Source organism: Blastococcus carthaginiensis, assembly GCF_030731085.1.
Classification (GTDB): Bacteria; Actinomycetota; Actinomycetes; order Mycobacteriales; family Geodermatophilaceae; genus Blastococcus; species Blastococcus carthaginiensis.
On record NZ_JASNFN010000001.1, the window covers coordinates 18906 to 31174 of the forward strand.

The window sequence follows — 12269 nt, forward strand, 5'->3', positions numbered from 1 at the left end:
GTGAACCCGATCCGGGTGATGGTGGTCGACGACTCGGTCGTCGTCCGCAAGATCGTCACCGACGTGCTCTCCGCGGACCCGGGGATCGAGGTCGTCGGCACCGCCGTCAACGGCAAGGTGGCCCTCGGCAAGCTCGAGCAGCTCAAGCCCGACCTGGTCACGATGGACATCGAGATGCCGGAGATGAACGGCATCGAGGCGGTCCGGGCGGTCCGTGGGACGCGCAACCGCGTGCCGATCATCATGTTCAGCACGCTCACCGAGCGCGGCGCCACCGCGACCCTGGACGCGCTGTCGGCCGGGGCGAACGACTACGTCACCAAGCCGGCCAACGTCGGCAGCGTGGCGCAGTCGATGGAGAGCGTCCGTGAGCAGCTGATCCCGAAGATCAAGGCGCTCACCGGCCGTCCGGTGACGTCCGTGCGTGCGGCCGCCGCCCCGGTGGTCCCGCCGCCGCGCCCGGCCGCACCGCGCACGGGCCCCGGCAAGAAGCCCGCCGTGCTGGTCATCGGGTCCTCCACCGGGGGGCCGGAGGCGCTCGCGCGCGTGCTGCCCGCGCTCCCGGTGAACCTCCCGGTCCCGGTGCTGCTGGCCCAGCACATGCCCCCGGTCTTCACCCGGCAGTTCGCCCAGCGGCTCGACCGGCTCTCCCCGCTGCGCGTCGTCGAGGCGGTCGACGGCACCCCACTGGCCCCCGGCACCGTGCACCTGGCCCCCGGCGACCACCACCTGGTCGTCCGCGCCAACGGCCGCGCCGGCTTCACCACGGCGCTCAACCAGAGCCCGCCGGAGAACTTCTGCCGGCCCGCGGTCGACCCCCTCTTCCGCTCCGCGGTGGCCGCCTACGACGGCGCCGTCCTCGGGGTCGTGCTCACCGGCATGGGTGCCGACGGGCGCAACGGCTGCGGCGAGATCCGCAACGCCGGCGGCACCGTCGTCGTGCAGGACCAGGCGACCTCGGTCGTCTGGGGCATGCCCGGGGCCGTCGCCCAGGCCGGCTACGCCGACGAGGTGCTGCCGCTCGACCGGATCGCCGAGGCGATCCAGCGCCACCTCGCCGGTGCCGCCCCCCTGAGCACCGGAACAGCTATGGCCGTGGGAGGTCGTCGATGAGTCTGACCGCGACCAGTTTCGACTGGGTCCGTGACCTCGTCCGCAAGGAGAGCGCCATCGTCCTCCAGCCGGGCAAGGAGTACCTGGTGGAGGCCCGCCTCCTGCCGATCGCCCGGCAGATGGGCCTGACCGACGTCACCAAGCTGGTGGAGACGGTGCGGACCCGGCCGAGCGCCGACGACACGAGGAAGATCGTCGAGGCGCTGACCACGAACGAGACGTCGTGGTTCCGGGACGGCGACCCGTTCACGGCGCTGACCTCGACGGTGCTGCCGGCGCTCGTGTCGGCCCGCGCCGCGAACGAGCGCCTGCAGATCTGGTCGGCGGCCAGCTCCAGCGGCCAGGAGCCGTACACGATCGCCATGCTCCTGGACGACGCCCTGCCCAACGCCGCGTCCCGGGTGTCGATCACCGCGACCGACCTGTCCCGCGAGATGGTGCAGCGGACCCGCGCCGGCCGGTTCAGCCAGCTGGAGGTCAACCGCGGCCTCCCGGCGCCCATGCTGGTGCGGCACTTCACCCGGGCCGGCAACGAGTGGGAGGTGGCGGCGAACCTCCGCCGGATGGTCAACGCCAGCGAGTGCAACCTCGCCGCACCGCTGCCCCGGATGGGGCCGTTCGACGTCGTCTACCTGCGCAACGTGCTCATCTACTTCGACCTGCCGACCAAGCAGTCGATCCTCCGCCGTGTGCGGGACCTCATGCGGCCCGACGGGTGGCTGTTCCTCGGCGCCGCCGAGACCACTCTCGGCGTCGACGACTCCTGGGAGCGGGTCGTCATCGGCCGCAGCTCCGCCTACCGCCCACTGAAGGGGGCCTGACATGCGTGCCTTGGTGATCGATGACTCCCGGGCCATGCGCCGGATCGTCACCGGGATCCTGACCGGCTTCGGCTACGAGGTCCGGGACGCCGAGCACGGTCGCGCCGCGCTCGACGTGCTGGACGAGGGCTGGCTCCCCGACCTGGCCACCATCGACTGGAACATGCCGGTGATGGACGGGCTGCAGTTCGTCTCCGTCGTCCGCGCCAACCCGGCGTGGCGCGCGATGACCATGATGATGGTCACCTCGGAGAGCGAGCACACCCAGATCGTCCGCGCTCTCGCCGCCGGCGCGCACGAGTACGTGATCAAGCCGTTCACCGCCGACGCGATCCGCGACAAGCTCGCGCTGCTCGGCCTGCTCCCGCAGGAGGTTTCCCTGTGACGACGACGGACACCGGCGAGCGGCGTCGTGCCAGCGACACGCGCCCGGTCATCACCGACCTGATCGACGAGGCGACCGTCGAGTCGATCGCCGCGGAGGCGTGGGTCGCCCTCGTCGGCGAGGACGAGGTCCTCGTCCCGCTGCCGGGTGACCTGCCCGCCGACATCCTCTCCAGCTGGGTCGACGTCGTCGGCCCGTGGACCGGCAGCGTCGTCCTGACCACCGGTCGTGCCACCGCCGAGGAGCTCTCCCGGGCGCTGCTCCGGGAGCACGCTCCCGAGGTGCTCGACGACGAGGACGTCGCCGACGCGTTCGGTGAGCTCGCCAACGTGGTCGGCGGCAACGTGAAGGCAGCGCTGCCGGGTCCCTCGGCGCTCAGCCTGCCGCAGGTGGGCAACGCACCGCTGGTCCGCAACCAGGCGGACGTGTGCCGCCTGGATGTGCTGTGGCGCGGCGAGCCCGTCGCCATCTCGGTGCAGGGCGCTCTCCCGCCCCTGCCCGGTTCCACCCCTACCCGCAAGAACGAGGTGTCCTGAGTGAAGATCCTGATCGCCGACGACAGCCGCGTCATGCGGCAGATCGTCATCCGCACGCTGCGCCAGGCCGGCTACGACGACCACGACATCGTCGAGGCCGAGGACGGCGCCGACGCGCTGGCCAAGGTCTCGTCCGAGCAGCCCGACCTGGTGCTGTCGGACTGGAACATGCCGAACATGACCGGCATCGAGTGCCTGCAGGCGCTGCGGGCCTCCGGCTCGGCCGTCCCGTTCGGCTTCGTCACCTCCGAGGGTTCCCCGGAGATGCGGGAGAAGGCGGCCAACGCCGGCGCGCTCTTCCTCATCGCCAAGCCGTTCACCGAGGACACCTTCAAGGAGCACCTGGACGGGGTGATCGCATGACCGCCCCCACCACGGGTGTGCAGCTGCCCGCCGCCAAGGACATCCGCGACATGCTGACCGGCCTGGTCGGCAAGCCGGTCAACGTCTCCCCCGGCGCGCCGGTCACCCCGACGCCGGAGAAGCCGGTGGCGGTCGCCGTCTACGTCGACCCGCAGATGGCCGTCAACGCCCTGTGCCTGATGGATCTCGGCGCTGCGGCCTACACCGGCTCTGCCCTGGCCCTGCTGCCGCCCGGCGGTGCCCAGGACGCCGTGGAGGAGGACGGCGAGCTGACCTCCATGCAGGTCGAGGCGCTGCACGAGGTGGTGAACGTGCTCTCCGCGCTGTTCAACACCCCGGGCGCCCCGCACTCCAAGCTGCACAAGCTCTACGCCCCGGGCGAAGAGCTCCCCGGCGACATCGTCGGCATGCTCGCGGCCTTCAACCGGGTGGACCTCGCCATCGAGGTGCCCACCTACGGCAAGGGAGCCCTCTCCTTCGTCGTGCCGTGACATTGCGGTCCTCCGGACCGCACCGCGGCGGTGACACTGTCGTCCTCCGGACGACACCGCGGCCAGGTGCCGTTCCCGACCGCCGCTGAGCCGCTTCGTCGTTCCTGCGCGGACCCCTCCGGGGCCCACTCGGGACGACCGGGCACAGCACCGCGGCCGTGTCACTGCGGTCCTCCGGACCGCACCGCGGCCAGGTGCCGTTCCCGACCGCCGCTGAGCCGCTTCGTCGTCCCTGCGCAGACCCCTCCGGGGCCCACTCGGGACGACCGTGCACAGCCCTGGACCCCCGTCGCCCTCGGGCGGCGGGGGTCTCGTGCGTGTTGCACGTGGAACCGGCCTATGCGAGCGCGGGCGCGCGGTCGCCCTCCCCGGTCGGCAGGCAGGCCCAGACGTGCTTGCGGTCCTCGTCGACGTACCAGCCGTGGGCCACCGACAGGCGGGCCACCAGCTGCAGCCCCATGCCGCCCTTCGCCGGGTCCCGGTCGACCGTGGGCGCGGGCATGGCCTGCGGGGCCCGGTCGCTCACATCGAGCAGCCAGCCCCCGCTGCCGGCGACGACGGTGGCGACGACGGGGCGCTCGCCGTGGCGGAGGGCGTTGGAGGCGAGCTCGTCGAAGGCCAGCACGAGCTGCTCGCCCGAGACCTCGTCGGCGGGCAGGTGCTCGACGTCGCGCACCAGCGACCGCAGGGCCGCCCGGGCGGCCGGGAGCTCCGCGAGGGACCCGAGCTGCCAGCGCCACACCTCGCCGCGCCCGTCCGGTAGCGGGCGGACCGGCCACGCGAGTCGCCCCATGCCTCCCCCTCGACTCGGGTCATCGACCGTCCCGAGGTTCCCCGGACCGTCTCGTGTCAATCCCCTGGCGCGGGTCGGCGGGAATCTGTGGGCGGTGTCACGCGTCCACACGGCGCGGCCGAGCGGGTGGCTAGGGCCGCGTCACGCGACCTTCGACTGGTTCAAGCTGGGCCGGCTAACGCTTCGCGTCAGGACAATGTGCGCAGACGCGCCATCCCGTGCCGAGAACTGACCATCTGCGCACTCCATCGCCATCAGCGGCGGCCTCGGGAAGGCAGCCGCCAGGCAGGCGAACGTCGACGGCCGCAGTGCTAGTCGGGGTGGCGCAGCAGGTAGCGGCCGAAGTGCGGCACCGTGAAGGCGATCTGGCCGCGCTCGGCGGAGTAGACGAGCCCCTTCTTGATCAGCGAGTCGCGCGCGGGGGAGAGGGACGCGGGCTTGCGGCCCAGCGAGACCGCGACCTCCGACGTCGCCACCGCCGCCCCGGCGTCCCCGCCCAGCTCGGCCATCGCGTGCATGTACTCCCGCTCGGCGGGGGTGGCCCGGTCGTAGCGCGACCCGAAGAAGCCCACGGCGAGCTCGGCCTCGGCGACCGGAGCCGCCATCGCGACGTCCGCGGCGGTGATGGGGGAGGAGGCCGCGACGTCCCAGGTGACCTTGCCGTAGGCCTGCACGAAGTACGGGTAGCCGTCGGCGGCCGCGTAGAGGGCGTCGAGGGCGGCCGGCTCGAAGGTGACGTCCTCCCGCTCGGCCGGGGCGAGCAGCGCCCGGTCCGCGGCCGAGCGCTCCAGCCGGTCGATGCGCAGATAGCGGAACAGCCGCTCCGAGTAGCTCTTGGACGCCGACAGGACGGCGGGCAGGTGGGGGAGCCCGGCGCCCACGACGATGAGCGGCGCGCCCTGCTGGGAGAGCTCGTGGCAGGCGGCGCAGATCGCCGAGACGTCGTCGGCCTGGACGTCCTGCATCTCGTCGATGAACAGGGCGATCCCGCTGCCGATGTCGGCGGCCACCCCGGCGGCGTCGCTGAGCAGCTCCACCAGGTCGATCTCCATGTCGCCGGAGTCGGCCCGCCCGGTCGCGGCGGGGACGTCGATGCCCGGCTGCCAGCGGTCGCGCACCTTGGCCTCGGCCGCGTTCACCCGCTGGGCGAAGGCCTTGACCACGCCCAGCACCTCGGCGACCGATTCCTGGTCGCCGTGCCGTGGCCCCAGCTCGCGCAGCGCCATGTGCAGCGCGGAGGAGATCGGCCGGCGCAGCGACTGCTCGGGCCGGGCCTCGATCTTGCCGGTGCCCCAGCCCCGCGAGATGGCGGCCGAACGCAGCTGGTTGAGCAACACGGTCTTGCCCACACCGCGCAGGCCGGTGAGCACCAGGGACCGCTCCGGGCGGCCGCGGGCGATCCGCTCGAGGACCACGTCGAACGCCTGCAGCTCGTCGTCACGGCCGGCCAGCTCGGGCGGGCGCTGGCCGGCGCCGGGGGCGTAGGGGTTCCGCACGGGATCCATGCCTCGCACCGTATGGGCATGTCTAGCGCGCGCCGTAGAGATCCGTAGAACTCCCGATGGCGTGTCGCGCGGGGTCAGAGGTGCGCGTGCGGCCGGCCGGTCAGCCACGCGTGCACCTCGGCGGCCTGCCGATCGAGCGTCCCCTGGAACGGTCCGAGGAACGGCGCTTCCGTCACGTCCAGCCGGTGGCGCTCGCCGTCGGCCAGCCGGATCCACACCGCCCATCCACGGCCGCGGACCCGGTCGACCTCCACACCGTCGATCTCGTCCCGGGTGAAGGTCCGGGTCGACCGGACGTTGCGCACCGTGAGCCGCCCGTCGGCCGTGCCGATGGCGCTGGAGAGGAACAGCCGGACGACGACCGCGCCGGCGAGGACCGCGATGAGCAGCCCCGGCACGAAGGCTCCGTCGGGCGCCCGCTCCCCGAAGAAGGACACCGCCACCCAGACGAGGAGGAGGACGGGCCCGAGCACGCGGGCCCAGCCCGGCGGGCGGATGTCCAGCGACTCCCCGGCCCTCGTCACGACGGCAGTCTGCGGCCGCCGACCGCCGTCTGCCAATCTCTAGCCCCGTCGCTAGACGACGGCAGACGCCGTGAGATCCCACGATCGGCCCGGCGTCGGCGCTAGCGTCGGGACGTGATCAAGTTCCTGCTCAAGGTCGTCGTCTTCGCGGCGGCCTTCTACGGGCTGACCTACTTCGACGTGCTCCCGGGCCTGGAGGTCCTGCCCAACCCCGACGGGCCGCTGGGGGAGTACGGCAGCTACCTGTGGATCGGGCTGATCTTCGGCGTCGTTAACGCCCTGGTCGGACCGGTCCTGCGGCTGCTGTCCCTCCCGTTCGTGCTGCTCACCCTCGGGCTCTTCCTGCTGGTGATCAACGCGGCGCTCCTCGGGCTCACGGCGGCGATCACCGACCGGCTCACCATCGACGGGTTCGGCACCGCCGTGATCGGCGGGCTCATCCTCGCCGTCGTCGGCTGGGCCGCCGACCAGCTCCTCGACCGCTGAACCCGCCGCACGGCGGCGCGCTCACCGCGTCGCCGTGACGACGGTCTCACGGGGCAGTAGCGTGGCCTGACATGGCCAGTGACACCGGCGTCGCCCCGGAGACCCCGGTGCGCGACCGGGACGGCGGTCCCTCGAGCGGCTCCCTCACCGAGCTCGCCGCCCTCGAGGCCGGCCGCGACGAGAAGAAGCAGCTGCTGCGGAAGGCGGCCGGTCTGGCCGTCGCCGAGGCCGAGCGCGGGGGGTCGGGGCTCCCACCGGGGTGCACTCCCGACACCCTCCCGGCGTTCTTCCTGCGCTACTACTGGAGCGAACCCGCCGAGGAGGTGCTCGGCACCACCCCCGCCGACCTCGCCGCGCTCGCCCTGGGGCACCTCTCCCTCGCGCAGGTGCGGCCGCCCGGCGCCGCAGCCGTCGACGTCCAGCGCGTCCCGCGAGGGCACCGGACCGGCCGAGCGGTGATCCGGCTGGTCACCGACGACATGCCGTACCTGGTCGACTCGGTCACCGCCGAGGTCGTCCGGCAGGGGTTCCGGCTGGAGCACGTCGTCCACCCGCTGCTGGTCGTCCGCCGCGATCTCCGCGGCGCGATCACCGGCCTGTGCGACAGCCTGGACGTCGCTGCCTGCGGGGAGGGCGCCGTCGCCGAATCGTGGATGGCCGTCGTGCTCGACGGACCGCTGGACGGCGAGGCGGCTGCCGACTTGGTGACCGGCCTGCGCACCGTCCTCGACGACGTGCGCGCCGTCCACGAGGACGGCGACCGGATGCGCGCCCGCATGGTCGACCTCGCCGCCGAGCTCGACGAGCTCGCCGGCCGGGACGGGGCCCCGCCCGACCCGGCTGACGACCCGGCTGACGACCCGGCCGACGACCCGGCCGAGGCCGCCGCCCTGCTGCGCTGGCTGGCCGACGGCAACTTCGTGCTCCTCGGCGCCCGCGACGTCGAGATCGCCCCGGACCGGGAGGTGACCGTCGCCCGTCCGGTGCCCGGGACGGGCCTCGGGGTGCTCCGCAGCGACACCGACATCGCCCGTTCGGCTACCGCCCCGCCCGAGGCCGCGGGGGTCACCGGGCGCCACCGGCTCACCGTCACGAAGGCCGACACCCGTTCGTCGGTGCACCGCCGGGCATGGCTGGACCTGGTGGCCGTCACGCTGCCGCACGGCGCCGGCGTGACCCGGCGGCGCCGGTTCGTCGGGCTGTTCCCGACCACCGCCTACGGCACGAGCGTGCTCGACGTCCCGCTCGTGCGCCGCCGCGTCGTCGAGGTGGTCCGCCGCTCCGGCGTCCCCGCCGACAGCCACACCGGCAAGCAGCTGCTCGACGTCCTGGAGACCTATCCCCGCGACGAGCTGATGCAGGTCGGGGCCGACGAGCTGCTGCCGGTGGCGATGGCGGTGCTGCACCTGCAGGAGCGACGGCAGACCCGGCTGTTCCTGCGGCAGGACCCCACCGGCCGGTTCTGGTCGGCGCTGGTCTACCTGCCGCGCGACCGCTACACCACCGAGGTGCGCACGCGCATGCAGCAGCTGCTCCTCAAGCGGCTCGGCGGCACGAGCATCGAGTTCACCGCGCGCTCGACGGAATCGGTGCTGGCCCGGCTGCACTTCGTGGTCCGGCTGCCGGTGAGCCGGCAGGGTGCGACGCCGCTGCTGGACGTCGACGTGGAAGCGCTGCAGGCCGAGCTCGCCGCCGCGGCCCGCAGCTGGACCGACGAGCTCTCCGACGCGCTCGCCGCCCGCTTCGGCGCGGACGCCGAGAAGGTGTTCGCCCGGATCGCCGACGCCTTCCCCGCCGCCTACCAGGAGGACTTCACCGCCCAGCGCGCCGTGGAGGACCTGGTCCGGCTGGACGGGCTGGCGTCCGGTGACCTGGCGCTGCGGCTGTGGACGCCCACGGGTGCGGTGCCGGGGGAGCGCCGGCTCACCGTGTACCGGGTCGGCGAGCGGCTGCTGCTCTCGCAGATCCTGCCGATGCTGCAGAACATGGGCGTCGACGTCGTCGACGAGCGCCCGTACGAGATCGACCGCATCGGGGCGCCGCCCACCTGGATCTACGACTTCGGCGTCGCCGTCCCGCCGGTCGAGCTGCCGCTGCTGCGCTCGCTGCCGGAGCGGTTCACCGAGGCCGTGAGCGCGGTGTGGCGGGGCGAGGCCGAGGACGACGGCCTGGGTGCGCTGGTCATGCTCGCCGGGCTCAACTGGCGCCAGGTCACCGTCGTGCGCGCCTACGTGCAGTGGCTGCGCCAGGCCGGGCTGCCGTTCAGCCAGGCCTACGTCGAGCAGACCCTGGCCGCCCACCCCGGCGTGGTGGCGCGGCTGGTCGCGCTGTTCGAGACCCGCTTCTCGCCGGGCCGGGTCACCGGGCGGGACGCCCGGCAGGCCGACCTGGTCGCGGCGCTGGAGCGGTCGATCGGCGAGGTCGCCTCCCTCGACGCCGACCGCGTCCTGAGCTCCCTGCTGGCCGCGGTGACCGCCACCCAGCGGACGACGTACTACGCCTCGACGCCGGAGCGGCCCACCCCGCTGGCGCTCAAGATCGCCCCGGCCGACGTGCCCGACCTGCCCGAGCCGCGCCCAGCGCACGAGGTGTGGGTCAGCTCGCCCCGGGTGATGGGTGTGCACCTGCGGTTCGGCAAGGTGGCGCGCGGCGGGCTGCGCTGGTCCGACCGCCGGGAGGACCTGCGCACCGAGGTGCTGGGCCTGGTGAAGGCGCAGATGGTCAAGAACACCGTCATCGTCCCCACCGGCGCCAAGGGCGGCTTCGTCGTGAAGCGACCGCCGGCGGACGCCGCCTCCCGCGAGGAGGTGCTCGCCGAGGGGCAGGCCTGCTACCGGCTGTTCGTCGGCGCGCTGCTGTCGCTCACCGACAACCTCGTCGAGGGCAGCGTGGTCCCGCCGCCGAAGGTGGTGCGGCACGACGGCGACGACAGCTACCTGGTCGTCGCCGCCGACAAGGGGACGGCGACCTTCTCCGACCTGGCCAACTCGGTGGCGCTCGAGCGCGGGTACTGGCTGGGCGACGCGTTCGCCTCGGGCGGCTCGGTGGGCTACGACCACAAGGCGATGGGCATCACCGCCCGCGGCGCCTGGGAGTCGGTGACCCGCCACTTCCGCGAGCTCGACCTCGACGTCCAGCGCGACGATTTCACCGTCGTCGGCGTCGGCGACATGTCCGGTGACGTCTTCGGCAACGGCATGCTGCTCAGCGAGCACATCCGGCTGGTGGCCGCGTTCGACCACCGGCACGTGTTCGTCGACCCCACCCCCGACGCCGCGACGTCGTTCGCCGAGCGCCGGCGGCTGTTCGAGCTGCCCCGCTCCTCCTGGGCCGACTACGACGCGTCGCTGATCAGCGAGGGCGGCGGCGTCTGGCCGCGGACGGCCAAGACCGTGCCGGTGTCGGAGCAGGTGCGGGCCGCCCTCGGGCTGCCCGGAGGTGTCACGGCGCTGAGCCCGGTGGAGCTGATCCGCGCGGTGCTGCTCGCGCCGGTCGACCTCCTGTTCAACGGCGGTATCGGCACCTACGTCAAGGCTGCCGGCGAGAGCCACCTGGAGGTCGGCGACAAGGCCAACGACGCGGTGCGGGTCGATGGCCGGCAGCTGCGGGCTCGGGTCGTGGGCGAGGGCGGCAACCTCGGCCTGACCCAGCGCGGCCGGGTCGAGTACGCGCTGGCCGGTGGGCGGGTGAACACCGACGCCATCGACAACTCGGCGGGCGTGGACACCTCCGACCACGAGGTCAACATCAAGATCGCGCTGAACCGCGTGGTCGACGAGGGGCGGATCGACGCGGAGGGGCGCGCGGCGCTGCTCGGCGAGATGGCCGACGACGTCGCCGCCGCCGTCCTGACCCACAACCACGCGCAGAACGCGACCCTCGCCGGTGAGGCCGCGGCCGCGCGCAGCCTGATGGACTCCCACGAGCGGTTCATCCGGTCGCTGGAGCGCTCGGGGCGGCTCAACCGCGCGGTCGAGGCGCTGCCCGACGACCGCGCGCTCACCGAGCGGCGCCGCGACGGGCACGCGCTGACCAGCCCGGAGCTGTCGGTGCTGCTGGCCTACGCCAAGCTGCAGACCGGAGACGCGGTGCTGGCCTCCCCGCTGCCGGACGACCCGGCGCTGGAGGAGCTGCTGGTCGACTACTTCCCCGGCCCGTTGCGCAGCCGGTTCCCCGCGGCGGTCACCAGCCACCCGCTGCGCCGCGAGATCATCGGGACGGTGCTGACCAACCGCGCGGTCGACATCGCCGGCGTCACCGGGCTGTTCCGGCTCGGGGAAGAGACCGGGGTGCCGCTGCCGTCGGTCGTCCGGGCGCACGCGGTGGCCCGGGCGGTGTTCGGCGTCGACCGGATGTGGGACGCCGTCCGCCCCCTGGACAACCAGGTGTCGGCCGCCGTGCAGGCCGAGTCGCGCACGGAGGCCACGCGGCTGGCCGAGCGGGCGGCGCGCTGGCTGCTGCGCCAGCCCGACCTCACCGCCGAGGACCCGCCCCCGCTGGCGGAGGTGGTCGACCGGTTCGCGCCCGCCGTCACGGCGGTGGAGGCGGGGCTCCCGGGCTGGCTGCTCGGTGGCGAGGCGGAAGCCTTCGCCTCGCGGGCCGCCCGGCTGCAGGAGGCCGGCCTGCCCGCGGAGCTGGCCGCCCGCGTGGCGTCGGCGCCGTTGCTGCCGGCCGCGCTGGACCTGGCGGTGGTCGCCGAGCGGACCGGCGCGCCGGTGACCCTGGCCGGCCGGGTCATGCAGGGGCTGGCCGAGCGGCTGGGGCTGGTGGCCCTGCGCGAGCAGGTGATCGCGCTGCCCCGCGACCGGCGCTGGCCCTCCATGGCCCGGGCCTCTCTGCGCGACGACCTCGCCATGGAGCAGTCCTCGCTGACCGAGGACGTGCTGACCCTGCGCACCGGGGACGCCGAGGAGCCCGACGAGCTGGTCGGCCGGTGGGCGGAGGGCTGGGACGCCGCGCAACGCCGGGCGGCCGCCCAGCTGGCCGACATCACGGCGGGCGAACGCCACGAGCTCGCCGAGCTGCTGGTCGCCGTCCGGACCCTCCGCGGGCTGCGCAAGCGCCGCCAGGCCCGGCGCCTCCCCCGGCCCGAGGGGACCTGACCGGGGCGCTCTCGCGGCGTCTCGGCGCGTCTACCCGAGGCCCTAGAGAGCCGTAGAAGGCCCGAGTCACGGGACCGTCATCCGCGGGAGGGTTGGCCGGCCCGTCCGCGGGCAGGGTGCGACGGACCGCTGCCCCCGACGCGAGGACCG

11 protein-coding genes are annotated in these 12269 nt (G+C 73.8%); 8 read left to right on the forward strand and 3 right to left on the reverse strand.

Translation table 11 applies throughout. The features are described from left to right. Genes QOZ88_RS00060 through QOZ88_RS00085 form a run of 6 tightly spaced genes read left to right on the forward strand, consistent with a single transcriptional unit; the run spans position 1 to position 3709 of the window. Positions 1-1113 carry a protein-glutamate methylesterase/protein-glutamine glutaminase gene (locus QOZ88_RS00060; RefSeq protein WP_305997799.1) on the forward strand — a complete coding sequence of 371 codons (1113 nt, stop codon included), beginning with the start codon at positions 1-3 and terminating at the stop codon, positions 1111-1113. Then, positions 1110-1934 (forward strand): CheR family methyltransferase, encoded by an 825-nt coding sequence (locus QOZ88_RS00065; protein ID WP_305997800.1) that lies wholly within the window; start codon positions 1110-1112, stop codon positions 1932-1934. Before QOZ88_RS00060 ends, QOZ88_RS00065 begins: the two co-directional genes overlap by 4 nt. Before the next feature lies 1 nt (position 1935). Then, positions 1936-2319 (forward strand): response regulator, encoded by a 384-nt coding sequence (locus QOZ88_RS00070; RefSeq protein WP_305997801.1) that lies wholly within the window; start codon positions 1936-1938, stop codon positions 2317-2319. Next, entirely contained in the window at positions 2316-2855 is a 540-nt protein-coding gene (locus QOZ88_RS00075) for a chemotaxis protein CheX (RefSeq protein ID WP_305997802.1), read from the forward strand. The genes QOZ88_RS00070 and QOZ88_RS00075 overlap by 4 nt, the downstream gene beginning before the upstream one ends. Further along, complete coding sequence (locus QOZ88_RS00080) at positions 2856-3218, forward strand: response regulator (RefSeq protein WP_305997803.1); 363 nt, start codon at positions 2856-2858, stop codon at positions 3216-3218. Continuing rightward, on the forward strand, positions 3215-3709 hold the full coding sequence (locus tag QOZ88_RS00085) for a hypothetical protein (protein ID WP_305997804.1): 495 nt from the start codon (positions 3215-3217) through the stop codon (positions 3707-3709). Before QOZ88_RS00080 ends, QOZ88_RS00085 begins: the two co-directional genes overlap by 4 nt. 337 nt (positions 3710-4046) lie before the next feature. On the opposite strand, the gene QOZ88_RS00090 is transcribed toward QOZ88_RS00085, so the two are convergent. The 3 genes from QOZ88_RS00090 to QOZ88_RS00100 all read right to left on the reverse strand — a co-directional run bounded on the left by QOZ88_RS00090 (position 4047) and on the right by QOZ88_RS00100 (position 6531). Then, positions 4047-4502 carry an ATP-binding protein gene (locus QOZ88_RS00090; protein ID WP_305997805.1) on the reverse strand — a complete coding sequence of 152 codons (456 nt, stop codon included), beginning with the start codon at positions 4500-4502 and terminating at the stop codon, positions 4047-4049. A 311-nt stretch (positions 4503-4813) separates the two neighbouring features. Further along, the gene (locus tag QOZ88_RS00095; protein ID WP_305997806.1) at positions 4814-6007 is read right to left on the reverse strand and encodes an ATP-binding protein; all 1194 of its coding nucleotides are present in this window, start codon (positions 6005-6007) and stop codon (positions 4814-4816) included. 74 nt (positions 6008-6081) lie between these two features. Then, on the reverse strand, positions 6082-6531 hold the full coding sequence (locus tag QOZ88_RS00100; protein WP_305997807.1) for a hypothetical protein: 450 nt from the start codon (positions 6529-6531) through the stop codon (positions 6082-6084). Positions 6532-6645: 114 nt separating this feature from the next. Here QOZ88_RS00100 and QOZ88_RS00105 point away from each other — a divergent pair, with 114 nt between their 5' ends. Next, positions 6646-7017, forward strand: coding sequence for a phage holin family protein (locus QOZ88_RS00105; protein WP_091935039.1), 372 nt, complete (start codon positions 6646-6648; stop codon positions 7015-7017). Between the two features lie 71 nt (positions 7018-7088). Next, positions 7089-12119, forward strand: a complete 5031-nt coding sequence (locus QOZ88_RS00110; RefSeq protein ID WP_305997808.1) for an NAD-glutamate dehydrogenase — start codon at positions 7089-7091, stop codon at positions 12117-12119. Positions 12120-12269: the final 150 nt, after the last annotated feature.